27 protein-coding genes and 1 tRNA gene are annotated in these 22,722 nt (G+C 65.7%); 18 read left to right on the top strand and 10 right to left on the bottom strand.

What is annotated here, in order from left to right:
- Window positions 1-69 precede the first annotated feature (69 nt).
- A complete protein-coding gene (locus G6N53_RS27535) occupies window positions 70-288 on the bottom strand; it encodes a hypervirulence associated TUDOR domain-containing protein (protein WP_163894518.1) in 219 nt (72 codons plus the stop codon).
- 98 nt (window positions 289-386) lie between these two features.
- Between G6N53_RS27535 and G6N53_RS27530 the strand changes: the two genes are divergently transcribed.
- On the top strand, window positions 387-1,631 hold the full coding sequence (locus G6N53_RS27530) for a KasA/KasB family beta-ketoacyl-ACP synthase (RefSeq protein WP_163894516.1): 1,245 nt from the start codon (window positions 387-389) through the stop codon (window positions 1,629-1,631).
- Between the two features lie 36 nt (window positions 1,632-1,667).
- Here G6N53_RS27530 and G6N53_RS27525 read toward each other — a convergent pair whose 3' ends face one another.
- Complete coding sequence (locus tag G6N53_RS27525) at window positions 1,668-2,564, bottom strand: cyclopropane mycolic acid synthase family methyltransferase (RefSeq protein ID WP_163894514.1); 897 nt, start codon at window positions 2,562-2,564, stop codon at window positions 1,668-1,670.
- 96 nt (window positions 2,565-2,660) lie between these two features.
- Complete coding sequence (locus tag G6N53_RS27520) at window positions 2,661-3,590, bottom strand: cyclopropane mycolic acid synthase family methyltransferase (RefSeq protein ID WP_163894512.1); 930 nt, start codon at window positions 3,588-3,590, stop codon at window positions 2,661-2,663.
- 203 nt (window positions 3,591-3,793) lie between these two features.
- Here G6N53_RS27520 and G6N53_RS27515 point away from each other — a divergent pair, with 203 nt between their 5' ends.
- The gene (locus G6N53_RS27515; RefSeq protein ID WP_163894510.1) at window positions 3,794-4,522 is read left to right on the top strand and encodes a 3-keto-5-aminohexanoate cleavage protein; all 729 of its coding nucleotides are present in this window, start codon (window positions 3,794-3,796) and stop codon (window positions 4,520-4,522) included.
- Here the strand turns inward: G6N53_RS27515 and G6N53_RS27510 are convergent.
- Window positions 4,512-4,958, bottom strand: a complete 447-nt coding sequence (locus G6N53_RS27510; protein ID WP_163894508.1) for a cupin domain-containing protein — start codon at window positions 4,956-4,958, stop codon at window positions 4,512-4,514. The genes G6N53_RS27515 and G6N53_RS27510 overlap by 11 nt on opposite strands.
- Before the next feature lie 25 nt (window positions 4,959-4,983).
- Here G6N53_RS27510 and G6N53_RS27505 point away from each other — a divergent pair, with 25 nt between their 5' ends.
- Window positions 4,984-5,430 (top strand): hypothetical protein, encoded by a 447-nt coding sequence (locus G6N53_RS27505; RefSeq protein WP_163894506.1) that lies wholly within the window; start codon window positions 4,984-4,986, stop codon window positions 5,428-5,430.
- Window positions 5,427-6,026: a GNAT family N-acetyltransferase gene (locus G6N53_RS27500; RefSeq protein WP_163896410.1), complete on the top strand. Its 600-nt coding sequence runs from the start codon at window positions 5,427-5,429 to the stop codon at window positions 6,024-6,026. Before G6N53_RS27505 ends, G6N53_RS27500 begins: the two co-directional genes overlap by 4 nt.
- Before the next feature lie 55 nt (window positions 6,027-6,081).
- Here G6N53_RS27500 and G6N53_RS27495 read toward each other — a convergent pair whose 3' ends face one another.
- From G6N53_RS27495 to G6N53_RS27480, 4 genes are all read right to left on the bottom strand, one after another.
- Window positions 6,082-6,531 carry an Hsp20/alpha crystallin family protein gene (locus G6N53_RS27495; RefSeq protein ID WP_163894503.1) on the bottom strand — a complete coding sequence of 150 codons (450 nt, stop codon included), beginning with the start codon at window positions 6,529-6,531 and terminating at the stop codon, window positions 6,082-6,084.
- A 191-nt stretch (window positions 6,532-6,722) separates the two neighbouring features.
- Entirely contained in the window at window positions 6,723-7,580 is an 858-nt protein-coding gene (locus G6N53_RS27490; protein WP_163894501.1) for a winged helix-turn-helix transcriptional regulator, read from the bottom strand.
- A gap of 30 nt (window positions 7,581-7,610) precedes the next feature.
- A complete protein-coding gene (locus tag G6N53_RS27485) occupies window positions 7,611-9,143 on the bottom strand; it encodes a carotenoid oxygenase family protein (protein ID WP_163894499.1) in 1,533 nt (510 codons plus the stop codon).
- Window positions 9,140-10,357: an acetyl-CoA acetyltransferase gene (locus tag G6N53_RS27480; RefSeq protein WP_163894497.1), complete on the bottom strand. Its 1,218-nt coding sequence runs from the start codon at window positions 10,355-10,357 to the stop codon at window positions 9,140-9,142. Before G6N53_RS27480 ends, G6N53_RS27485 begins: the two co-directional genes overlap by 4 nt.
- A 195-nt stretch (window positions 10,358-10,552) precedes the next feature.
- Here G6N53_RS27480 and G6N53_RS27475 point away from each other — a divergent pair, with 195 nt between their 5' ends.
- Window positions 10,553-11,239 (top strand): GAF and ANTAR domain-containing protein, encoded by a 687-nt coding sequence (locus G6N53_RS27475; RefSeq protein ID WP_163894495.1) that lies wholly within the window; start codon window positions 10,553-10,555, stop codon window positions 11,237-11,239.
- Between the two features lie 7 nt (window positions 11,240-11,246).
- On the opposite strand, the gene G6N53_RS27470 is transcribed toward G6N53_RS27475, so the two are convergent.
- The gene (locus G6N53_RS27470; protein ID WP_163894493.1) at window positions 11,247-12,089 is read right to left on the bottom strand and encodes a helix-turn-helix transcriptional regulator; all 843 of its coding nucleotides are present in this window, start codon (window positions 12,087-12,089) and stop codon (window positions 11,247-11,249) included.
- Between the two features lie 100 nt (window positions 12,090-12,189).
- Between G6N53_RS27470 and G6N53_RS27465 the strand changes: the two genes are divergently transcribed.
- From G6N53_RS27465 to G6N53_RS27405, 13 genes are all read left to right on the top strand, one after another.
- Entirely contained in the window at window positions 12,190-13,176 is a 987-nt protein-coding gene (locus G6N53_RS27465) for an aldo/keto reductase (protein ID WP_163894491.1), read from the top strand.
- Between the two features lie 198 nt (window positions 13,177-13,374).
- Window positions 13,375-14,463 (top strand): tyrosine-type recombinase/integrase, encoded by a 1,089-nt coding sequence (locus G6N53_RS27460; protein ID WP_163894489.1) that lies wholly within the window; start codon window positions 13,375-13,377, stop codon window positions 14,461-14,463.
- Window positions 14,464-14,684: 221 nt separating this feature from the next.
- Window positions 14,685-14,891 (top strand): excisionase family DNA-binding protein, encoded by a 207-nt coding sequence (locus G6N53_RS27455; RefSeq protein WP_163894487.1) that lies wholly within the window; start codon window positions 14,685-14,687, stop codon window positions 14,889-14,891.
- Complete coding sequence (locus tag G6N53_RS27450) at window positions 14,888-15,166, top strand: hypothetical protein (RefSeq protein WP_163894484.1); 279 nt, start codon at window positions 14,888-14,890, stop codon at window positions 15,164-15,166. The genes G6N53_RS27455 and G6N53_RS27450 overlap by 4 nt, the downstream gene beginning before the upstream one ends.
- Window positions 15,163-17,040 carry a hypothetical protein gene (locus tag G6N53_RS27445; RefSeq protein WP_163894482.1) on the top strand — a complete coding sequence of 626 codons (1,878 nt, stop codon included), beginning with the start codon at window positions 15,163-15,165 and terminating at the stop codon, window positions 17,038-17,040. Before G6N53_RS27450 ends, G6N53_RS27445 begins: the two co-directional genes overlap by 4 nt.
- 376 nt (window positions 17,041-17,416) lie before the next feature.
- Window positions 17,417-17,707 carry a hypothetical protein gene (locus G6N53_RS27440; protein ID WP_163894480.1) on the top strand — a complete coding sequence of 97 codons (291 nt, stop codon included), beginning with the start codon at window positions 17,417-17,419 and terminating at the stop codon, window positions 17,705-17,707.
- The gene (locus tag G6N53_RS27435; protein WP_163894478.1) at window positions 17,708-17,974 is read left to right on the top strand and encodes a hypothetical protein; all 267 of its coding nucleotides are present in this window, start codon (window positions 17,708-17,710) and stop codon (window positions 17,972-17,974) included. It abuts the gene before it with no gap.
- The gene (locus G6N53_RS30355; RefSeq protein WP_237166663.1) at window positions 17,967-18,341 is read left to right on the top strand and encodes an HNH endonuclease signature motif containing protein; all 375 of its coding nucleotides are present in this window, start codon (window positions 17,967-17,969) and stop codon (window positions 18,339-18,341) included. The genes G6N53_RS27435 and G6N53_RS30355 overlap by 8 nt, the downstream gene beginning before the upstream one ends.
- Window positions 18,342-18,754: 413 nt before the next feature.
- Complete coding sequence (locus G6N53_RS27425) at window positions 18,755-19,102, top strand: P27 family phage terminase small subunit (protein ID WP_163894476.1); 348 nt, start codon at window positions 18,755-18,757, stop codon at window positions 19,100-19,102.
- The gene (locus tag G6N53_RS27420) at window positions 19,099-19,260 is read left to right on the top strand and encodes a hypothetical protein (RefSeq protein WP_163894474.1); all 162 of its coding nucleotides are present in this window, start codon (window positions 19,099-19,101) and stop codon (window positions 19,258-19,260) included. The genes G6N53_RS27425 and G6N53_RS27420 overlap by 4 nt, the downstream gene beginning before the upstream one ends.
- Window positions 19,257-19,475: a hypothetical protein gene (locus G6N53_RS27415; protein WP_163894472.1), complete on the top strand. Its 219-nt coding sequence runs from the start codon at window positions 19,257-19,259 to the stop codon at window positions 19,473-19,475. Before G6N53_RS27420 ends, G6N53_RS27415 begins: the two co-directional genes overlap by 4 nt.
- 237 nt (window positions 19,476-19,712) lie before the next feature.
- Window positions 19,713-21,161 (top strand): phage major capsid protein, encoded by a 1,449-nt coding sequence (locus tag G6N53_RS27410; protein WP_163894470.1) that lies wholly within the window; start codon window positions 19,713-19,715, stop codon window positions 21,159-21,161.
- 580 nt (window positions 21,162-21,741) lie between these two features.
- A complete protein-coding gene (locus G6N53_RS27405; protein WP_163894468.1) occupies window positions 21,742-22,509 on the top strand; it encodes a hypothetical protein in 768 nt (255 codons plus the stop codon).
- A 74-nt stretch (window positions 22,510-22,583) separates the two neighbouring features.
- On the opposite strand, the gene G6N53_RS27400 is transcribed toward G6N53_RS27405, so the two are convergent.
- Window positions 22,584-22,659: transfer RNA gene (locus G6N53_RS27400), tRNA-Arg, on the bottom strand.
- Window positions 22,660-22,722: the final 63 nt, after the last annotated feature.

The raw sequence follows: 22,722 nt of genomic DNA, 5'->3' as shown, positions 1-22,722 counted from the left end.
CGTACGGTTTATGACGGATTCGCGCCCGAATTCCGTCAAAACCGTACGCTCGGCGACCGCTCGCGCGGGTCAACCCGAGTTCTTCGTCAACGCCTCCGGCTTGTGCACCGCGTCGTTCCCGCTCTTGTCGCTACGCACCCGGTACTGCGGTTCGTCCTCGGACGCCCGAACGGTACGCCCGGCTGCAGTGGTGTCCGACGTGATCTTCTCCTGCACAGTGCCCTCGGCGGTACTGCCATGGCTCTGCCAGGTGACTTTGTCGCCCTTGCGGAAATTATGCTGTTTCATGGAGGGACGGATACCCCGCGGCGACGCCGGAAATCCGTGAGTAAACGCTGACACAGCGGGTAGTCCCGGCGAAATACTTCGCAGGGGTAAGGGTGGCGATGACGATGGACAGCAAGTTCCCGGACGTGGTGGTGACCGGGGTTGCGATGACAACAGCCCTGGGCACCGACGCGGAGACCACGTGGCAGGCTCTGCTCGACGGCCGGAGCGGCATCCGCACGCTCAAGGACTCGTTCGTCGACGAGTTCGACCTACCGGTGCGCATCGGCGGTCATCTGCTGGAGACCTTCGACCATCAGCTGACCCCCGAAGAGGCCGAGCAGTGGTCCTATCTGCAGCACATGGCGGTCGTCCTCGGGCGGCGAGTATGGGAGAACGCCGGCTCACCGGACGTCGACACCCGCAGGCTCGCGGTCTCCATCGGCACCGGAATGGGCGGTATCGAAGAGATCCTGTTCGCCTACGAACATCTGCGTGAGGGGCGGCTCGACCAGGTGTCCCCGACCGCGGTCCAGCAATACGCCCCGAGCGGGCCTGCGGCGGCGGTCGCGCTGGAGCGTCACGCCCGCGCCGGTGCGCTGGCGCCCATCTCCGCCTGTGCGTCCGGGTCGGAAGGAATCGCCCAGGCCTGGCGGCAGATCGTGCTCGGTGAGGCCGACATCGCCATTTGCGGCGGGGTCGAGTCCAGGATCGAGGCGGTCCCGATCGCCGGGTTCGCCAAGATGCGCATCGTGCTGTCGAAGAACAACGACGATCCCGAGGGCGCCTGTCGGCCGTTCGACCGGGACCGGGACGGGTTCGTGTTCGGCGAAGGCGGGGCGCTGCTGGTGATCGAGACCGAGGCGCACGCCAAAGCCCGCGGGGCGAAGATCCTGGGCCGGTTGATGGGGGCCAGCATCACCTCGGACGGATTCCACATGGTGGCTCCGGACCCGGACGGCAGACGGGCCGGCTTCGCGATGAGCAGGGCGATACAGCTCGCCGGCCTGGCGCCGACCGACATCGACCATGTCAACGCCCATGCCACCGGCACCACGGTCGGAGACGTGGCCGAATCGGTGGCGATCAACAATGCGCTCGGCAGTCACGCGCCGGCGGTGTACGCCCCCAAGAGCGCGCTCGGGCACTCGGTCGGGGCGGTGGGCGCGGTCGAAGCGATCCTGACACTGCTGGCTCTGCGCGACGGCATCGTGCCGGCCACCCGCAATCTGAAGAACCTCGACCCGGACATCCACCTCGACGTGGTCGCGGGCAGCCCGCGCCCGGGCAACTATCAGTACGCCGTCACCAACTCGTTCGGCTTCGGCGGCCACAACGTGGCCTTGGTTCTGGGCCGCGCCTGAGCGCAGCAGATCAGGCTTGGAGATCAGGCTTGGAGATCAGGCCTTGGTGAGGGTGAACTGTCCGAGCTCGCTGATGCCGCGCTTGAAGAAGTCGCTGCAGCCGACCAGGTACTTCATGTACCGCTGGTAGACCTCCTCCGACGTGGCGGCGACCGCCTCGTCGTGGTGGGCCTCCAGCGCCTCGGCCCACGTGTCCAGCGTGCGGACGTAGTGCTCGTTGAGAAGCTGCTTCTGCTCCAGTGAGAACCCCGCGTCGGCGGAGAGCCCGATGATGTCGTCGTCACACGGTACCGAGCCGCCGGGGAAGATCTCCTTGGCGATGAACCGCATGAACTTCAGATCGGACATCACGATCGGGATGCCCAGCTCGGGCCAGCGCTTCAACGGGTGCCCCAGGATCGCCTGGATGACGAACCGGCCGCCGCTGGGCAGGAAGCTGTGGCACGCCTTGAAGAACGGCGCGTACCGCTCCTGAGGGAAGGCCTCGATCGCCTCCAGGCTGATGATGCGATCGACGGGCTCGTCGAACTGCTCCCAGCCGCGCAGCAGCACCCGCCGGGTGCGGTCGGTGTCGATCCCGTCGAGAAGCCCCTGGACGAACTTGGCCTGATTCTTGCTCAGCGTCAGGCCGATGACGTTGACGTCGTACTTCTCCACCGCCCGCTGCATCACCGAGCCCCAACCACAGCCGATGTCGAGCAGCGTCATGCCGGGCTGTAGATCCAGCTTGCCGAGGGCGAGATCGATCTTCGCCATCTGCGCCTCGCCGAGCGTCATGTCGTCACGCTCGTAGTACGCGCAACTGTAGGTACGGGACGGGTCCTGGAAAAGACCGAAGAACACGTCGGAGAGGTCGTAGTGCGCCTGGACCTCTTCGAAGTGGGGCTCCATCTTGTTGCCTGCCTCCCGCGGTTCCCCCGTGCTCTCGACCATAGGTCGACCGACCTCCATCCGAACCGTGCGGCCACTTGCTTCGTGCGCTGACAATCAGGCTACGTGTGTGGCCACAAGTTACTACACGGCCGTCAGTTACTTCTTCTCGCAGGTGAACTGGACGACGTCGGTGTAACCCTCACGGAACAGATCGGCACATCCGTCCAGGTATTTCAGGAATCGCTCGTAGATCTCCTCGGACGTGATCGCGATGGCCTCGTCCTTGTTCGCCTCGAGGTTCCTGGCCCAGGTGTCCAGCGTCTTGACGTAGTGCGGCTGCAGGTGCTGCTCCCGGGTCACGGTGTAGCCGGCCTTGACGGCGTGGTCCTTGACCATCGACGCCAGCGGCAGACGGCCGCCGGGGTAGATCTCGTCCATGATGAACTTGATGAACCGCACCCGCGACATGGTCAGCGGCAGCCCCTTGGCCTTGATCTCCTCATCCTCCGGGATGGTGATCGTGTGCAGCATCTGGACTCCGTCGTCGGGCATCCAGTCGTAGGTCTTCTTGAAGTAGTCGTCGTACTTGTTGAAGCCGAAGTGCTCGAACGCGCCGATCGAGACGATCCGGTCGACCTTGCCGTCGAAGTCCTCCCAGGGCTGCAACCGCACTTCCATCTTGCGGTTGCTGTTCGAGTTGGCGAACCAGTGATCCTCGATGTGCCTCTTCTGGTTCTCCGACAGCGTCAGGCCGATGACGTTGACGTCGTACTTCTCCACCGCCCGCATGATGGTGGCGCCCCAGCCGCAGCCGATGTCGAGCAGCGTCATCCCGGGCTCGAGTCCCAGCTTGCCGAGCGAGAGGTCGATCTTGGCCATCTGCGCCTGCTCGAGTGTGTAGTCGTCCTTCTCGAAGTAGGCACAGCTGTAGACCTGGTTGGGGTCCTGCCACAGCTTGAAGAAGTCATTGGAGATGTCGTAGTGGAACTGGACTTCCTTCTTGTCCGACCCGCGGGTCTGCGACGCCGACTTCGACAACCACGCGGACTGTGCGGTGTTCGACTCTCCGCTTGAGCTGTTCGGCATCGACCCATCCTGTCTGCAGAATCCATTGTGACGCGCCCCACGGCACGCTTGCATTTCTACTACCCGTCCAGCCGCTGCTGAAACCGCGGGGTCCGGGCGTGTCCTGTGCCGAGCCTAACGGCAGGACTCTACGGCCTCTGACATGCCCGGAAGGAGCGGGTCACGGCCTGCCGAGTCCCGACATGTAGGCCAAGATTGGGGATATGCCCCGCAGCCCGAAGATCTACGTCAAGGCATGTATCAACGGTGCCCGGACCCCGGATCAGCACCCCGCCCTGCCCGTCACCCCCGAGCAACTCGCAGCCGAGGCCGTCGCCGCACACGCGGCAGGAGCCAAGGCCGTGCACATGCACCCCAAGTCCACCGACGGTGTCGACTCGCTGCTGCCGGAACAGGTGGACGCCGCGGTGGCGGCGGTACGCCACGCCGCGCCGGGTCTGCCGCTGGGCGTGACGACGGGGTTCTGGGCGCTGCCGGACGCGCAGCAGCGACGCAAGGCCGTCGAGAGCTGGACGGTGTTGCCCGACTTCGCGTCGCTGAACTGGCATGAGCCCGGGTCGCCGGAGCTGGCCGAGGTGCTGCTCAGCCGCGGGCTCGGGGTGGAGGTGGGCATCTTCCACGCCGAGGCTGCGCAGTCGTGGGCGGCGTCCGAGATCGCCCCGCACTGCCTGCGGGTGATGATCGAGCTCGGAGCCGACAGTGACGCCGCCACCGCCGACGAACTGCTCGCCATGGTGGCCGAGGCAAGGTCGCCCGCCCCGGTACTGCTGCACGGGCTCGACGAAAGCTGTTGGCCGCTACTGGAACATGCGGGCGTGCGGGGAGTGCAGACCCGCATCGGGATGGAGGACACGCTGTGCCTTCCCGACGGCTCCACCGCCGCCGACAACGCCGCGCTGGTGTCGGCCGCGGTCGACCTGCTCAGTCGTTAGGAGCGCCCAGGGCGAAGTCCGCGAAGTCGAACCCCGGGACCACCACGCAGCTGACCAGGCAGGGCTGGTCGTCGCGGGGACGCGCACGCTGCCAATACCCGGGTGGGACGACGAACTGCGGGCTCTCCCCGGCCACGATGTCCGCACCGAGAAGGTGGGTCTGTGGGGACTGCTGTTCCTCGCCGACCTCCAGCAGCAGCGGTCCGCCGGAGTGATATAGCCACAGTTCGGCGCTACGCACCGTGTGCCATGCCGATTGCTGTCCCGCCATGAGCAGGAACAGGATCGCGGTGCCGGCGTTGCGAGGGCCGGTGTAGTCCGTCGGCAACACCGACTGCGGGACGGTCAGGTCGCTGCGCCAGGTCTCCCGGTACCAACCGCCCTCGGGATGCGGGGAAAGCTCCAGCCGACGCGCCCATTCCGGAAGATCGCTCATCGCCTCACCCTAGTAGGGTGCGGGAATGGCTCGCGTGCGTCCCGGCTGGTTGGTGGCGTTGTGTGCGCTGGTCGTCGCGGTGAGCGCGTGGTTCCCCTGGCTGACGTCCACGGACGACGGCGGTGGACGGGCCAACGCGATCGGCGGGGTCACCGCGGGAGCCATGCCGGTGCCACCTCCCGGGTTCGGGGTCGGACAGTTCATCGTGCTGCTGGCGTCGTCACTGGTCGTCGCCGGGGCGATGTCGGCCCGCGGCATCTCGGCCCGGATGGCTTCGACAGTGGCGCTGGGGATTTCGGTGGTCCTGGTGGTGCTGGCGGTGTGGTTCTACCGGCTCTACGTCTACCCGCCCGTCGCGGCGGGTTACGGGCTTTACGTCGGCGGTGCGGTCGCGCTGCTCGCGGCGCTGCTGTCGGTGTGGACGATGCTGGCGGCGTGGAAGAGCGCGACGGCCGAGCGCGCGCTGTCATGACCGGATTCGTCGAACCGGTGACGCTCGCCGGTGACCGTTGGGTGACGCTGGAACCCCTTGCCCGCGAGCACATTCCCGAGATCGACGCGGCCGCCGCCGATGGTGAACTGGGACAGTTGTGGTTCACGTTCGCGCCGAAGGCGGGCGGTGCCGCAGACTGGGTCGAGGCGCGGCTGTCGGTGCAGCATCCGGACACCGGGCTCACGTTCGTGGTGCGCAGCAGGCAGGACGGCGTCCTGCTCGGGTCCTCGAGCTATCTACACGTCGACGGACCCAATCGGCGCCTCGAGATCGGCAACACGTGGTATTCGGCTGCGTCCCGGCGAACCGGGGTCAACTCCGAGACCAAGCTGCTGATGCTGGGCCACGCCTTCGACGGGTTGGGTTGTGTCGCGGTGGAGTTCCGCACGCACTTCTTCAATGCCACCAGCCGGGCCGGTATCGAGCGATTGGGCGCGAAACTCGACGGAGTGCTGCGCAGTCACCAGATCCTGGCCGACGGATCCCGCCGGGACACCGTCGTCTACTCGATATTGGACATCGAATGGCCTGCGGTGCGAAACAACCTGCAGTTCCGGCTGAACCGGCACTTGTGAGCCGCCGACGCTGCGGGCAGACCGGGATCTGCCCGCAGCCTCGATCGGCCGGCGGTTAGCTCGAATCGACCGTGGACGGCTGAATCGACTTCTGTGCGCCCGAGTGAGAGACGTCGATCTTGCGTGGCTTGGCGCGCTCGGCAACCGGGATGGTCACGGTCAGCACGCCGTTCTCATAGGTCGCCGAGATCGCCGATGTGTCGATGCCGTCGCCGAGCGACAGCTGCCTGCGGTAGGTGCCGAAGAACCGCTCGTTCGCCAGCCACTGCACGGACTCCTCGGAACGGGCGGTTCGATGGGCCGAAACGGTGAGGGTGCCGTTGTCCACGTTCACGTCCACCGACCCGGGGTCGATACCGGGGAGGTCGGCAGTCAGGACGTAGTGGTCGTCGATCTTGCACAGGTCCATCGGCATGAACCGCGGGGTGCGATTTGATCCGGTCTGGTTGGCAAGCAGGCCCCGGGTAACGGCATCGAGGTCGCCGAAGGGATCGAAGCGAAGCACAGCAATCCACCTCCTATGTCACTCACGGCCCGCCACCCTGGCGGGCGACCCAATCACTGTGCACCGCCGAGATTAGCACTCTCGATGCGAGAGTGCCAGCCCAAATTCTGGCTGATTCCGCCGAGCGTTATGACCGGCCGACACTGTCCCGCAACAGCTTCGCCGCCACTACCGCCCTTCCGGCGGGACGACTACCGGACCGGCAGCACCTGCCCACCATGCAGCATTTCACCACATCGATCGCAGACCAGAACCGGCGCGAACCCGCCGCCGCACACCGTATGGATCAGGACCACCGCCGGGCCCTCGGGATCCGGATACCAGCGTTGCGCCCACTGCAGCGCGGTCACCAGAACGGGGAAGAACGCGCGGCCCTTGTCGGTCAACCGGTACCGGTTGCGTGTGCTGCCGAGAATCCCCTCGCCGGTGAACACCGACAGCCGGGCGGCGACCGTGCTGGGTGGAGCGCCGAGCTGAGACTGGAAGTCGGTGAACCTGGACGCCCCGACAAACGCCGCGACCAGCAGTGCGAATGCCCAGCGATCGCCGATCACGCTCATCGTCTGCGGGAAGAGCGCGACAGCGCCCGTGCGGCGGCCGCCCGACCGGCGGCGGTTCGCGGTGGCCGGAACGGACCGTGCCCAGCCGCCGCTCGGTCCCCATTGCGCCACAACGTGTTCCTCACTCGCGACGCCGCTGCACGCGCTGCAGGTGGTCTGCGGCGCGAAGTCGCGGCCGCACATTTCGTGACGCATGCCCGGCAGTTGCTCGGCGTGGTCGACGACCCAGCGGCGCTCCCATTCCCAGATCGAGACCAGCATCGGCCACAGCGATCGACTGCGCGCCGTCACGAGGTACTCCGAACGCGCTGGCTTGGTCTGGTACTCGCGGCGGGTCAGGAGGTCGTCGGTGACCAGTGATTGCAGCCTCGCGGTCAGCACAGAATGCGAGACCGGAAGCGCTGCAGCGAATTCGCCGTAGCGACGGGCGCCCAGCAGCGCACGCTGGATGAGCAGCAGCGTCCATTCGTCGCCGAGCAGCCCGAGCATCCGGGCTACAGCGTTGGGTGGTGGCGCCAACTAGAGGCCGATCGAGGCTGCCGCGCTGTCGGTCTCCCGCCACCGGCGAAGGTCGGCTCCCGCCGCCCACGTCGCATGGGTGCCGCTTGAGACGCGCTCGGGCAGAGCAAGTTTGCATACCGGCCCGTCGCCGACCCGTGCTGCGTCGAAAACCAGACAGTACGATGCGTCGGCGGCCATGTCGGTGGTGAGCGTCACCAGATACCCGTCGTCCTCGCCGGCGGCGACCCCGGAGCGTGGCGCCATCGCCGTCTCGCTGCCGAATACGCCGTCGCCGAACGCGTAGCGTTCCTCGACGCCGGTCTGAAGGTCGTGGCGTACCAACCCGTCGAACAGGAACCAGCCGGGTTTGGCGGTGGCCGCGTAGGTGTAGCGGTAGGCATGCCCGGCGTAGCCGGGGTTGATCATGCCGAACTCGCTGATGCTGTCCGACATCTGCTGCTCACGGACCTCGCCGGTGACGAGGTTGAAGCGCCAGCGGTGCAGCCGTGACTGCATGCGGTCCATGGCGAGGAACCGGAATCGCCGCGCCCACTTGTCGCCCAGGCCGTCATCGGCGGGTTCGGGGTCACTCTGGAAGAACCCGTCGAGCACGATCTCGTCGCCGTCCTCGTAGGCGTTGGGGAAGTGCAGCACATAGGTGGGATCGGCCTCGAACCACCTGATCTGCGTGGTGTCGCCGCGGCGCGGGATGACCGCGAACCGGGACGGGATGTCGGAGTGGAAGCCCGGCAGGTGCACGTTGTGCTCGAGCAGCGCCGGGTCCCAGAACATCGGGAAGTCGTTGAGTATCACGTAGTTGTCGGTGAACGCCATGTCGTGCGGCAGCCGGGGTCCGGGCAACGGGACGTCGACGCGGTGCACCACGTGACCGGTGTCGTCGACCACGCCGTAGCGCAGGTGCGGGGCCTGCTTGCTGTAGCTGAAGTACAGCAGTTCTCCGGTGCGGTCGTCGACCTTCGGATGGGCGGACACGCCCCATGCCGAGGGGAAGGCGCCGTACCAGTCCTCCTTTCCGAGGGCCTTGCCGGTGTACGGGTCGGTGCGGTACAGGTCGCCGCACTGGTAGTGGCTGGTCAGCGCGGTGCCGCGGTGTACGACAACGTCCGTCGACGACGAGTCTTTCATCAGGGTCCGGGCGCCCCAGCCGTAGTCGCGCCGGGCCAGTTCGATCGGTTCACCGATGCCCGGCCACAGCGGCCCGCCTGCGGCGTTCTCCTCGCTGAATGCATCGGTGCGGACGAATCTGTTGCGGTAGAACGCTTTTCCATCCCGGAAGCCGACGATGTGCAGCATCCCGTCACCGTCGAACGGGTGGTAGTGCTTCAGCGCGGGGTGTAGCGGGTTCTCCGTGTTGCGCAGGTACACGCCGTCGAGGTCCGGTGGGATCTGGCCGTCGACAACGGTCAGATCGTCGGCATCCCACTCGGTGGTCTGGGGCCGCCACGGGCCGGTGCGATAGGGGTGGTCGTCCTGTTCGGGCAGGGTGGACAGGAACTTGCCGACAACCTCTGGGTGGGTGCGAATGCTCACTGTGGACTCCCGATGACAAAGCTGACGGTGGTGGCGGTGCTTCCGCCGAAGTTGAGCGTGCCGAACGTCTTTGCGCCCTCGACCTGGTAGTCGCCGGCCCTGTCACTGACCTGTCGGGCGGCGTCCAGCAGCATCCGCACCCCGGAGGCGCCGACGGGATGTCCGCCGCCGATCAGGCCCCCGCTGGGGTTGATGGGCAGTCGGCCGCCGATCTCGATCTCGCCGTTCTCGATGGCTTTCCACGATTCACCGGGGGCGGTGAGTCCGATGTGGTCGATCGCGAGATACTCGCTGGGCGTGAAGCAGTCGTGCACCTCGAACCCGTCGACGTCGTCGAGGGTGACGCTCGCCCGGCCGAAGGCGTCGCGCACTGCGGTACGGACGTGGGGGAGCACGTACGGGTCATCCCGGGAACGGTCGAGCTTCTGTTGCAACCCGAGGCCGACGGTGCGATGACCCCAGCCTTCGATCCGGCCCAGGGGTCGTGCCTGCGGGTGATCACGCAGCCAGTCGTCGCTGACCAGCACGACGCCCGCGCCACCGTCGGTGATCTGGCTGCAGTCGAGGCGGCGCAGCCGACCCTCGACCACCGGGTTTTGGACGTCGTCGTCGGTCAGCGGCGTGGGAACCGCCCAGTTGCGGGTCTGCGCCTTCGGATTGCGCCGGGCGTTGGCGAAGTTGAGCGCCGCGATGGCGCGCAGGTGTGTTTCGTCCAGGCCGTACCGGAGGTCGTACTCGGCGGCGACAGCTTCGAACATGTGCGGCCACATGAACTTGGCGTCCTGGCCTTCATGGCCCGTCCACGCGGCCGCGCCGAGAATCGTCGTCGCGGTGTTGCCGGGCACCGTCTTCTCCAGTTCGATCCCGGCGACGAGCGCGGTGCGGTACGCCCGTGAGCGGAGGTCGGCGATCGCCGCGAGGATAGCGACGCTGCCCGACGCACATGCCGCTTCGTGCCGGGTCGCGGGGGTGTTCCACAGCCCGTCGTTGACGGTGGCGGGCATCGCACCCAGGTGGCCCTGGTGGGCGAACAGTTCACCGAACGCGTTGGCGACGTGGACGACGCCGACGTCGGGAGCGTCAAGACCCGCCGCATCAAGGGTGCCGTCGACCACCTCCGCCGTCAGATCGGAGAAGTCGAGCCCTTCGCGGTCGAAGTTGCGGGCGAAGTCACTCTGGTATCCGCCGAGGATCCAGACCTGCTGCGTGCCCACCTCCGGCACGTTACTACAACTAACGGAGTGACCTGTCGAAACGGGGCGGCCCCGCCGGCTGCAGGTCTGAACCGACGAGACCTGACAGAAAAGACGGTCGACCGTCACCTCTGTCTCACGGCTGCATTGCCCGCACAGCCGCACCGCAAACCCCTTTGGTTGTACGGCGTGCGCCGGATAGGGGAGTCTGGGGGGATGACCGAATCGTCAAATCACGAGCTGGCCAACCGAATGGCCGAGCTCGCTCGGACGGTGGCCACGCCGCGGCGGGTCGATGATGTTCTGTCCGACGTCACCACAGAGGCCAAAAAGCTGATCCCGGGCGTTGATGCGGCAGGCGTGCTGCTCATCGGGAAAGGGGGGAAGTTCGACTCGGTGGGCGTCACATCGGAGCTGCCGCATCAGCTCGATGAGCTGCAGATGAAGTATCACGAGGGTCCGTGTGTGCAGGCGGCGCTCGATGAGCTCATCGTGCGCAGCGACGACTTCCGCTCCGAGGAACGCTGGCCGAGGTACTCGGCTGCTGCCGTCGAGCTCGGGGTTTTCAGTGGCTTGTCGTTCAAGCTCTACACGAGCTCGCAGACCGCGGGTGCCCTGAACCTCTTCGCGTTCGAGCCGAATGTGTTCGACGCCGAGGCCGAGACGATCGGCGCGGTGCTCGCCGCCCACGCCGCCGCGGCGATCATGGCGAGCCGGCAGAGCGAGCAGCTGGAATCGGCGTTGTCGACCAGGGACCGGATCGGGCAGGCCAAGGGCATCATCATGGAGCGCTACGACGTCGACGACGTCGCGGCCTTCGACATGCTGCGCAAGCTGTCGCAGGACAGCAACACCCGCCTGAGCGAGGTCGCTGCCCGGGTGATCGAGACCAGGGGTAAGTGAACCGACCTCAGTCAGAGCCGACGGCCTGGTCGCCGACGACAGCCAGCAGGCGCAGATCTGCCAGCGCCGTGGAGCCGGCAGGTGGGGTGAGGACCACCAACTGCTTGTCGTCCTCGGTGATCAGGACTTCGCAGTCCAGCGTGATGGGGCCGACCTTCGTCTGAAACGTCTTGCGTTGTCTGCGCCGGACGGCGACCTCATGGCGTGCCCACAGCTCGGCGAACTCAGCGCTGTGTTCGAGGAGTGCGTCGACGAGTTCCTGCATGTCGGCATCGTTGCGCCGGCGCGCCCACGCCGCCCGCAGGTCCGCCACCGTGGTCCGGGAGTGCTCGTCGTGCTCGTCGGCGGGAACCTCGTCGCGGGCATGCGGATCGGTGAACCAGTGCCATGCGAGGCTGTCCCGCACCCCGGTCGCGGTCGCTGTCCGGTCGCCCATCAACAGCTTGGCCACATCGTTCTGCGCAAGGATGACGTAGGTGTCCGAGCAGACGAAGGCCGCGGCGTCGCGCATCTGGTCGAGGACGAACAGCAGCGCGGGCCGCACGTGGTGCGAACGTACGGTGCGGTCCGGGGCGGCGTGGCCGGCGAGCCTGTGCAGGTGGGCTGTCTCGTCGTCCGTCAACCGCAGCGCGCGAGCGAGCGCTCGAATCATCTGCGTGGAGGGTTGCGGACTTCGGGACTGCTCGAGCCTGCAGTAATAGTCGACCGACATCGCCGCGAGCTGTGCCACCTCCTCGCGCCTCAGGCCCGCGGTGCGGCGATGACGTACCCCATCCGACAATCCGACTTCGGCGGGAGTCATCGACTCGCGCCGACGGCGCAGGAATTCCGCGAGTGCGTCACGGTCCATTCGGCCATTGTCGCTGATCTGAGGCGGGGAGACAGGGACTCACAGTCCCTGGTTGAACGGAACGTGGCAGGCCCGGCCGCAACGCCGAACACTGGCGCTCATGGAAACGAAGGAACTCGGAACTTTCACCACTTCGGCAGTCGGCCTCGGCTGTATGGGCATGTCTGCGGCGTACGGCGACACGGACCGCGACGAGAGCGTCGCGACGCTGCACGCAGCGCTGGACGCGGGGATCACGCTGCTCGACACAGCCGACTTCTACAGCATGGGACACAACGAAATCCTGCTTGCAGAAGCACTGCGACAGGTATCGCGGGACACCTACCAACTCAGCGTGAAGTTCGGTGCCCAGATCGGCCCGGACGGCTCGTGGTTCGGGTTCGACGCCCGCCCGGCCGCCGTCAAGACCGCCGTGGCGTATTCGCTGCAGCGCCTCGGTACCGACTACATCGACATCTGCCGCCCTGCGCGCCTGGATCCGGCGGTGCCGATCGAGGACACCGTCGGTGCCATCGGGGATCTTGTCGACGCCGGATTCGTACGGCACATCGGACTGTCCGAGGTCGGATCCGACACCATCCGTCGTGCGGCAGCGGTCCGCCCGATCAGCGATCTGCAGATCGAGTACTCCCTGGCGTCACGCGGGGTCGAGCGCGACATTCTGGACACCTGCCGGGAACTCGGTATCGGAGTGACGGCCTACGGGGTGCTCTCGCGTGGGCTGATCAGCGGGCACTGGACAAAAACCAGTGGCGGGCCGGGAGATTCACGCGCCGCGAGCCCTCGGTTCTCGGGAGAGAACCTGGACCGCAACCTGGCGCTGGTCGAGGCGCTTCGTGGGGTCGCCGATGAGCTGGGCATCACGGTGGCACAGGCGGCGATCGCCTGGGTGGCGTCACGCGGACGGGACGTCGTGCCGCTGGTGGGCGCGCGCACCCGGGCGAGGCTGGCCGAGTCACTCGGTGCCGTCGCGGTGGACCTCAGCGCGGCCCAACTCGCCCGGATCGAGGCGGCGGTGCCGGCGGACCAGGTGGCGGGTGAGCGCTACCCCGCAGCGCACATGGCCGCACTGGATTCTGAGCGGTGAACGTCAGCCGAAGCGGCGAGTGCCCCCGGCAGGATTCGAACCTGATTGACTATCGGCGTGACAGTGTGCCGTTGACATGCCATTTCTCGCCTCTGACCTGCGATTAAGGCACTCCAAGCCTTCCGGCAGTTATAGTCGCTGCTGTGCACATTTGGGCACTTATGTTGTGCACAGATTGCGCGCAGAAAGGGGCCAGCAATGGGGTCGCGACGAGGGTTCGGACGCATCCGGCAGGAACGCAGTGGCCGGTTCTCGGCGGGGTACGTCGGGCCGGACGGCCGACTGCACCGCGCACCGCGAACCTACGCGGACAGGTATGGGGCCGAAGGCTGGTTGGCCGATGAGCGCAAGAAAATCGACCTCGGCACGTGGGGTGCCGTGGAGCGCTCTGACGGCGTCACGCTGCGCGCCTACGCCGACCGATGGATCGAACAGCGAGCACTGCGGCCGCGCACCCGTCAGCATTACCGCTCGATGTTGGACCGGCTGATCTTGCCGTCGTTGGGCGACCTCAAGATCGTGACGCTGACCCCGGCTCGCGTTCGCCAATGGCACGCCGACCTCGGCACCGGCCACCCCACCCGCAACGCGCACGCCTACGCCCTGTTGCATGCGGTGTGCGCAACAGCGGTGCAGGACGAAGTGCTCGACGCCAACCCCTGCCGAATCAGATCAGCGATGCAGACTTCCCGCCGCCGCGAGGTCGACATCCTCACCCCCGCTGAACTCGACAAGCTCGCCGCGAAGATGCCCGCCCAACTGCGAGCCAGTGTGTTGCTCGCGGCCTGGTGTGGTCTGCGGTGGGGTGAGACCGCCGAGCTACGCCGCAAAGACGTGTCCAAAGACGGCGGCACCCTGCGCGTGCACCGGGCCGTCACCTATCGGTCGGGTGAGTTCCATATCGGCCCGCCCAAGACGGCGGCCGGTGTCCGCGACGTGGCGGTGCCGCCACACATTCGGCCGATGCTGTTGGCGCACTTGAGAAACCATGTCGCCAAACCGCCCGAGTCGCTGCTGTTCCCCGGCGACGATGGTGGGCATCTGCGAGCTGATCTGTACCGAACCCATTGGGAGAAAGCACGTTCAGCGATAGGTAAGCCCACGCTGCGGGTGCACGACCTGCGGCACGTCGGCGCGGTGCTGGCGGCCCAGAGTGGCGCGACCACTGCCGAATTGATGCATCGTCTCGGCCACACCACGCCGCAGATGGCCTTGCGCTATCAGCACGTGGCGGCCGGTCGCGATGCCGAAGTAGCGGTCGCGATGTCGAAGCTGGCGGCCACGTAAGTTTCGGGATTCCGGAACGAGCAGCCCTGTCTAGCTGGGGGAATGCGCACGCAGCTTCACAAGTAAGACGGCGGATCATTGCTGGTCACGTGTGTGTGAGCGTAGTTTGTCGGTAGCAAGAGTATCGCGGTCCCTTTCGGCCAGGGGTTCGCCACGGAGCGACCTGACACCGCCACCCGCCCATGCGGACAGGCCAATTGGTTCAACCGTGGAGTTTCCCCATGCACAACATCAAACCCCGTCCTGCCATCCCGGCCCGTCTCGGCGTGGTGGACGCCGCCAAGTACGCCAACGTCGCAGAATGCACCATCCGCCGGTGGATTCGTGAAGGTCGTCTCAAAGCAAACCGCATCGGCCCCAAACTCATTCAGATCGACAAAGCGGAGCTTGACAAGATCATCGAGCCTATCGGCGGTGCCGCATCGTGAGCGGGACCGATTGGGAAACACTCAATTTCACCCCGCTAAAAGGTTGGATCAACGTCTTCAAAGATGAAGACAACACGATCAACACGTCTCCTTGCCCCGGTGTCCTCACACAGAGAGGCGCGGATGGGGAGAACCGCGTAATCTTCGCAGCCGCGCCACAACGTCAAGAATCGTTTGAGCTTCTGCCAGTGGACTTTTACGGGGAACGCTATGTGCGTTCCACGACGGTCGATGACTGGGAATGGCAGCGGGTGATGGGGGAGGCCAACGGGTGACTGACACAGAAAAACCCGCCCCCGGCGAGCCAACCGGGGGCGGGGAACAACATCGCGACAGCGACACCCACGATACCAACTGGACGCGCCTTGAGCCTGATATGCGGTTGCTGGCGTGGGAGTCGCTACCCGGCATCGATGTTGCCGACGAGAATGCTGCGGAACGCGCTGCCGCCGAGGGTGTCACGCTCTATATCAAGACCGAACACACCGACCCGGCTGCCATCCCCGGAATGGCTCAACACAACACGGCGGCGTTCAAAGAATGGGGGGACCGGAAACCGAAGACTGCGACCGCGCCCGCCGGGACCACAAGCGGCAGACACCCTTGGGTGACAAAGGCAGTCAGCGACGAACTGGCCATGCTGCGGGACGCGGCAAGAGGTTCCCGCAACGACACCCTCAACCGGGTGGCGCTGCGTCTGGCCCGTCTGCTGCCCGACAACCGGGGATGGTTGCATGACGCCCTGGTCGACGCATGTGACGCCAACGGGTTGATTACTGACGACGGTGTGAAAAGTGTTGAGGCCACGACCCGTTCGGCGTTCGGGAAAGCTGACCGGGATGGCCCCGCCGAAGTGCCGCGCTCAGGGATCAACGCCGAAGAAGTGTCCAATGCATTGGACACTTCGCCCGCCGATGATGTGGTCCGACATTTCTGGTCAGCGCGGCCCGTGCTGGCGCACATTCAAGGTTTCGCCCGGTCCCGGATGGTCGGCCCGTGGGGTGTCCTCGGGGTGGTGCTGGTGCGTGCCGTGTGCGAGCTGCCGCCCGAAGTGCAGTTGCCGTCCACCATTGGGGAACCGGCGTCGCTGAACATGCTGGTGGCGCTGGTCGGCGGGTCCGGTGTCGGCAAAGGTGGCTGCGAACAGGTGGGACGTGCAGCGGTGAGGTTCCGCAACGGTGCCGACGAAATCGACGAGCTGCCTTTAGGTTCCGGTGAGGGTATCGCCAGGTCGCTGACTGTTGGCGACGATGAGCAGCGTCACCCGGTGGTGTTCACTGCATCCGAAATCGACTCTGTGGCAGCATTGTTCACCCGCCGTGGCTCCACACTGGAACCGGAACTGCGAAAGCTCTATTCGGGTGAGACGCTGGGTTTCACCAACGCCCAGAAACACACCCGAACCAAAGTCGCCGCCCACACCTATCGCGCCTGCCTAATCACGGGTGTGCAGCCCACACGCGGGACGTTTCTTCTCAACGGTGCCGACGCGGGCACCCCGCAGCGGTTTCTCTGGCTGCCCGTCGATGACCCCGACGCACCCGATGTCACACCGCAACGGGTCGACCCGTTCATCGTGAACATCCCGGCGATGTTCGGCCCCGGCGCGAACATGACCAGTCCCGACCGTTCCGAGGTCGTGGTGCCCACGTCGATTCAGCAGCAGTTGCGCGCCCACCGGCTCGACGTACTGCGCGGCGCCCCCGGCGTCGACCCGCTCGACGGTCACCGCATGCTGTGCCGACTGAAAGTGGCCACCGGGCTGATGGCCCTCGACAGCCGTCAACAGATCAGCGACGAGGACTGGCAGCTGGCCGGGACAGTGCTCGCGATGTCCGACCACACCCGTGAATCGGTGGCCCGCGCCGGAACCGAGAAGGCGCGGCAAGCCAACCTGGCCCGTGCCCGTGCCGATGTTGAACGCGACGAATACGCCGAAGCCAGCAAACTGAAATCGACTAAAGAGAATCTGTTGCGGCGACTCGAAAAGGCCGAGGGCGAGACGGTGGCCCGAAGTGATTTGCGGCGCGCAATGCGGATGGATCGGCGCGAATACTTCGATGCCGCAATCACTGAACTCACCGATGAGGGTTTGCTTGATGAGGTCAAGTTGCCGAACGGGATCGGCTACCGGGGTGTACAGAAATGATGGGGTGTACGCCAGGGGTGTACGCCCATCGTCGCAGGTCAATGCGGGGTGTACGGGGTGTACGGGGTGTACCACCCCCATACACACCCGCCCTGCGGTTTTGGCGGCCGCCGGTACGGTCGCGGCGTGACCGTCATTGCGGGCCATACGCTGCGCGGCGTTTGCTCAACACCACAACCAGTAAACCCCCTAGTTATACTAACGATTGCCTTATATTGCATAATTTCTGGCCCGCGACATCGTCGGTGCCGGTACACCCCGTACACCCCGTACACCCCTGCCTGGCCAGCAGAAATGCCGGTACACCCCGGCGTACACCCCGTCCACCCCGTACACCCCGACCGCAGCAAACCAACAACAACGGAAGGCACCACCGATGACACAGACCAACGACACCGACCTGGCCCAACGGGCACGCCGAGTGCACGTCGCCTGCCAGACCATCGACGTGGCACTCATGGCCCGCCCCGGTGCGCTCCCACCCGGTGAGAAGCGCGGCTCCATGGGGATGCTCAACACGATGGTTCGCGGCGTGCCCGGTCTGCTGCACGCCGACCCCGACCGCCAGATCGACGCGGCCCTCGGGTTCTTGTCGCTGTGGCAGTCGGTGCTCAGCGACCAGGCCGACCACCTGTGGCCAGACCCCGATGAGAGTGAGGGCCGCTAGATGCCCACGCCCCGCTCAACACGCGGCGTGCCGATCAGCGGTCGTGCACGTCTCGGGGCCATCAACCAACGCGACGCACAACAGGATCGCGCCACCGGCGCGGCCAAAGTCCTGGTCAGCGACGCTAAACGTGGTACGCAGATGGCGTCGGCCGTCGACCTCCACGTCCAAGGTCTCGGCGCAAGCCAACTGCGCAGCGTGATCCACGCTCTGTTTCACGCGCTCGCCGAATCATATTCCAACACAAAGGAGTCCGACCGTGCCTAACCGACCGCCGTATGTGTGCTCGCGGTGCCGACGTGCCGTGCCTTCCGGTCAACGCTGTCCCTGCCGGGCCGGTGACAGACCGTCGCCGTCATCCGGTGTCACCAGCACATGGCGCTACCGCAAGCTGCGCAAGTTCTACCTTGACGGCCACCCCCAATGCGAGCGGTCCGAATGCCCTTATCCGGCAACAGAAGCCGACCACATCAAACCGGTACACCAGTACCCTGACCTCGCGCTCGACCCCGAGAACCTGATGGCGTTGTGCCGTGACCATCACCAGGCCAAGACGAACGCGGACAGGCGACGCACCCGCAAACCCCGCGACGACGGCGACGATGAGTTCACCGTCGCTATGCCACCACGGTGAGGCGAAACATGTTGCAGCCCAACACTTCACGTCTCGCCCGCGATGCCAAACCCGTTGTGCCACAGGCCAACCCACCGGGGGTGGGGTGTCGATCGCGGCTCGAACCCGTCGACACAGCTGCTCCGCATCGTCGTTTATGTGCGCTCAAGTTTTGGGGCCTGCCTTTTCTGGCGGTGCCGCCGAGCGGCAAAACCGCTGGTAGAGACCGGTTTTCGACCGTTTTGACGGCGAGGGTAGCATGGTGAAATCGACTGGTACGGAAGGACTTTCACATGGGTAGAAGGGGTCCGAAGCCCGCGCCGCGTGAGTTGCGCGTTTTGAACGGTCGCGGCGATGGCCGCGACAGTGGTGGCCGCAAAATCCCGGCCGCCCCACCGGTGCCGCGACCGGAAGCGCCGGATAAGCCAGAATCGTTGTCTCCCAAGGCATCCGAGTTGTGGGATGTGATCGTGGAGGATCTGGAAGCCGCTGGCACGCTCAAGATTTCAGATGGTCCCGCAATCGAGATGCTGTGCGAGGAATACGCCACATGGTCCGCGTTGCGCGCCACCATCCGCAAACAGGGCCGGTTCATCACCCGCCCGTCCGGTGTGAAGGTCCGCAACCCGGCAACCGCCGACCAGCGGGAATCGCAGATCGCGTGGCAGCGGTTGGCCACATTCTTGGGTCTGGACGCCGCCGCTGTGGCCCGCCGTTTGGCCGCCGCCGGTGGCAGCACCGACGACGACGACGACACGAACCCGTTTGCGTGGGCCGAATGAGCGCCGGGAGAATCCTGCCAGAGTTCGCCGCGATGGAACGCCGATGGGGTCCGCCGCTGTTTTGGCGGGGTCGCCGGATGAACCTGGTCGGTGCCCGCACCGACGAGGCCGCCGTGCAGGCGTGGGCCGAGTTCGAACGGGACCGGAACGGCGAGTGAGCGCCCCAGAGACGGCCGAACCTGACGATGTGGCCGGTTGCCACCGGCAGTTGAAGTTCGCCCGCGAGGCCCGCCAGGCCGGTGACGCGGCCGCCCGTGCGCGCAGGGTGGCCCGCGATGCCAGCCGCGACGCACACCGCGCCGGTATCCCGGTCGAACAGATCGCCGCGATGCTGCGGGTGGGCACCGGCACCGTGCGCCAATGGCTCGCCTGACGAAATTAGCCACCGCCGTGGCTAGTTTTCTTTGTTCGCCGGGAAGTCCTGCGGCACCGTCCCGGTTGTATCGTGGTAGACGACGCCTCACCTCGCGAAAGCGGCTGCTGACGACAAAGTCACCGGCCGCGATCCCGACCGATTGAGCCGCCGACAGTTGGACCGCCGTGCCCCGAGTGCCCGCCGTACTGGCGGGGGATTACCGGGGTCGCTCAATCGAACGTGTGAGGAACCCCCATGAAATTCTCCAAGCAAGAACTGCGCGCAATGTCGCGTGAACAGGTGGTCGAACACCTGGCAGAAACCGACGTGAAACTGAGCCGTCTCGCCAGCAAGCACAGGCTCAGCGAAGCCGATGAGGAAGCCCTAGACGAACTTCGCGCCGACCATCGCGCATTCGAAGGTCAGTTAGGCCGCATCCGGTTCGAAGAGGCCCGCGCCACCGGTGACCCCGGTTTCGCGACCATCGGTGAGCAGGGCACGCATCGACTCGATGGCTCGCCGGTGCCCGGTTACGAGTCGATCACCCGGCAGGACGAGCCGGTAGACGCGCTCACCGGTCTGCGCTCGCGGGCCATGCGCCAGCTTGACGAGTCGGTCAAGCGCGGCACCCTGGCCGCCCGGTCAGCCGAGACGGTGGAACGGATGCTCGACAACGGCAACGGCATGGAGCGGTCGTGGGTCAGCCGGTACGTCGCCGAAAGCGGTTCCGACGCCTACCGGAACGCGTTCGCCAAGGTGGTGGCGTTCGGCGAAGCGTCGGCCGCGCTGAAATTCACCCCGGCCGAACGGGACGCGATGCAGAAGGTCAGCCAGCTACAGGGTGAACGCGCCCTCAGTTTGACTGATAGCGCCGGAGGTTATCTCGTACCGTTCGAACTCGATGCGGCGGTGAATCTGACTGGCGACGGCAGCGTTTCGCCGATTTTGCAGATCGCCCGTGTGATTCCCACCGTGACCGACGTTCTGCATCTCGTCAATTCCGCTGGGGCCGAGGCACATTGGTACGCAGAAGCAGAGCAAGTGTCCGACGACAGCCCGAGCTTGTCGGAACCGACCGTGGTCAATCATCGCATGTCGGCGTGGGCACCGTTCAGCCGGGAAGTCGGGATGGACGCGCCCACAATGCTTTCCGAGGTGTCCAAGGTTCTGCAAGACGCCGCGCTGCAACTGTTGAATGAAGCGTTGATCAACGGCACCGGTACTGGCCAGCCGCACGGTGTGCTGGACGCGCTGACCGGTACTGCCGCCGACAACGACACCGCCGGTGCGGCGTTCGCCAGCGCCGATGTGTACTCGACTCAGGCAGCCCTTGCCCCGAGGTTCCAGCCGAACGCCTCCTGGATCGCGAACCTGGCTGTGATCAACGCGATCCGGCAGTTTGAGTCAAGCAATGGGGCGAGGTTGTTCAGCGAGGCGTCCGCGAACCCGCCGCAACTGTTGGGGCGCAACCTCTACGAGGCGTCCAACATGTCGGGTGCGATGACGACCGGCGAAGAGGTGCTGATCTACGGCGACTTCACGCAGATGGTGGTGTCCCAAAGAATCGGCAGCACAATCGAATTGATTCCACACATCATGGGTACCAACAACCGGCCCACCTATCAGTCCGGCCTGTTCCTGGTTGGTCGCTGGGGTGCAACGGTTCTCACACCCAACGCATTTGAACTGCTACGAGTGCAGTAGCCCAAAGAACGTGGGGGTCGCTGCAACCCGCAATCTGATTGATGTTGCGGGCCAGCGGCTCTGGTTCCCGGTGTGATGTTGTGGCACGCCGGTTGAGCCGCCGCCGCCCTGGCTGACACCTTTCCAGCCAGATAGGGCAGCGGTCACTTGTGGTCGCTCACCGCCGTGGGGATTCTTCCCATGTGCCCCGGCGGTGAGCGGCCTACCCCATGAATGTCGCCACCCGGCCGGGTCCGGCCCTGAATCTCCGCCCGGCCGGGTGAGCGACCCCAGAAAATGAGGCGCACAGATGAACAGGCAGCAGGCAATAGCGGCCCAGATCGCGGGCCGCCGTGTTGAGCAGTGGGACGAACCGTGTGGGCACTGCGGCCGTCCCAGCACGTACCGGCGGTCAGAGGACCGCTACTACCACCGCGACGGCACACCCAACGAACCATGCTGGGTCGCCATCACCAGCGAGGCGGAGCCGGAACCCGTTGTGAGTCAGTGCGACTCACCTGTTGGGCAGCGCCGCAGAGCTGGGACGCCACGTGCCGACAGGAGGCGCGCCGGGGTGAGCACGTGACACTACCCGGCCGCGTTGCCGCGTGGCATCGGCACGAACGGCCGCATTGCTGGAACTATCAGGATTATGTGCGCGTTCATTGCTGCGGCGGCGGGTTGGCTATGGGGGGTCTTCACCGCCACGTCGACGTGGCTAGTCGATACCGGTCCGGGTCTGCTGACCCAATTGGTGTCGATTGCCACGCTGTTGGCATTGCTCATTGCTTGGCGGCAGCTAAGTCTTGATCGGAATATGATGGGCGGCAGGCTATTTGAATTTAACGCCCAGATGGCGCGCGGTGATCTGGAGCAATCCGAGGCCGAAGGGCATCAATGGGCGGTGTGTGAGGCATCCGTCAAACTCCACGGACCCGGCGTGGTGCACTACGTCGCCCTGCACCTTGAGGTCAACGGTGTGCAGAAACAGCCCTACGCACCTGCACCTGGCCACCGCACCAAGATTGATCCTCTGCGGGTAATGACTGCCGAGAGTCCAGAATTGCGCTGGCGATTTGCCCTCCTCATTCCGCAGATCGGTGAGACCAAATGCGTGCTTTCATGGGTCGAGGCGCTAGGTGAAGGCGTCCGCACGCGTGCGATGCGTAAGAGTCTGACGAGCGCTGACGTCGAGGAATGGCACTGGTACTTCGCTCACCAGTACCGCGCCAAGGCCCGTCTGTGGGCTGTCCGGCATGGCCCCAGATGGTTCCGGAGGCGGTTCGGTGCGGCTCGCCCGCTGGGTGAGTACCGGCGTATCAATACCGACGATCTGCGGCCCGGTGAAGGGCCATTCGAGCTGCCGTGATGTCGAACAAATGTTCGATTAGGCTGGCCTTAGTTGTGCGGATCTTGTGCGGAGATGCATAACCGCTGGTCAGATGGTGCCCCCGGCAGGATTCGAACCTGCGACACCGGCTTTAGGAGAGCCGTGCTCTATCCCCTGAGCTACGGGGGCTGACACCGCTGGCAGCTTACCCGGGTGGCGGCACGGGCCCGCAACGGCGGTGGAGCCGAGTTA

It is taken from the genome of Mycolicibacterium hippocampi (genome assembly GCF_010723735.1).
In the GTDB taxonomy this organism is placed as follows: domain Bacteria; phylum Actinomycetota; class Actinomycetes; order Mycobacteriales; family Mycobacteriaceae; genus Mycobacterium; species Mycobacterium hippocampi.
Note: the sequence above shows the minus strand (reverse complement) of the source record. Positions and strands in the feature narration are given on the sequence as shown.

Coding starts and splice junctions, on each gene's coding strand:
- G6N53_RS27470 (WP_163894493.1), bottom strand. CDS start 12,089: ATGGACCGTGACGCACTCGCGGAATTCCTGCGCCGTCGGCGCGAGTCG.
- G6N53_RS27520 (WP_163894512.1), bottom strand. CDS start 3,590: ATGCCGAACAGCTCAAGCGGAGAGTCGAACACCGCACAGTCCGCGTGG.
- G6N53_RS27500 (WP_163896410.1), top strand. CDS start 5,427: ATGACCGGATTCGTCGAACCGGTGACGCTCGCCGGTGACCGTTGGGTG.
- G6N53_RS27465 (WP_163894491.1), top strand. CDS start 12,190: ATGGAAACGAAGGAACTCGGAACTTTCACCACTTCGGCAGTCGGCCTC.
- G6N53_RS27410 (WP_163894470.1), top strand. CDS start 19,713: ATGAAATTCTCCAAGCAAGAACTGCGCGCAATGTCGCGTGAACAGGTG.
- G6N53_RS27490 (WP_163894501.1), bottom strand. CDS start 7,580: ATGCTCGGGCTGCTCGGCGACGAATGGACGCTGCTGCTCATCCAGCGT.
- G6N53_RS27440 (WP_163894480.1), top strand. CDS start 17,417: ATGACACAGACCAACGACACCGACCTGGCCCAACGGGCACGCCGAGTG.
- G6N53_RS27530 (WP_163894516.1), top strand. CDS start 387: ATGACGATGGACAGCAAGTTCCCGGACGTGGTGGTGACCGGGGTTGCG.
- G6N53_RS27510 (WP_163894508.1), bottom strand. CDS start 4,958: ATGAGCGATCTTCCGGAATGGGCGCGTCGGCTGGAGCTTTCCCCGCAT.
- G6N53_RS27535 (WP_163894518.1), bottom strand. CDS start 288: ATGAAACAGCATAATTTCCGCAAGGGCGACAAAGTCACCTGGCAGAGC.
- G6N53_RS27525 (WP_163894514.1), bottom strand. CDS start 2,564: ATGGTCGAGAGCACGGGGGAACCGCGGGAGGCAGGCAACAAGATGGAG.
- G6N53_RS27505 (WP_163894506.1), top strand. CDS start 4,984: ATGGCTCGCGTGCGTCCCGGCTGGTTGGTGGCGTTGTGTGCGCTGGTC.
- G6N53_RS27515 (WP_163894510.1), top strand. CDS start 3,794: ATGCCCCGCAGCCCGAAGATCTACGTCAAGGCATGTATCAACGGTGCC.
- G6N53_RS27435 (WP_163894478.1), top strand. CDS start 17,708: ATGCCCACGCCCCGCTCAACACGCGGCGTGCCGATCAGCGGTCGTGCA.
- G6N53_RS27420 (WP_163894474.1), top strand. CDS start 19,099: ATGAGCGCCGGGAGAATCCTGCCAGAGTTCGCCGCGATGGAACGCCGA.
- G6N53_RS27460 (WP_163894489.1), top strand. CDS start 13,375: ATGGGGTCGCGACGAGGGTTCGGACGCATCCGGCAGGAACGCAGTGGC.
- G6N53_RS27455 (WP_163894487.1), top strand. CDS start 14,685: ATGCACAACATCAAACCCCGTCCTGCCATCCCGGCCCGTCTCGGCGTG.
- G6N53_RS27475 (WP_163894495.1), top strand. CDS start 10,553: ATGACCGAATCGTCAAATCACGAGCTGGCCAACCGAATGGCCGAGCTC.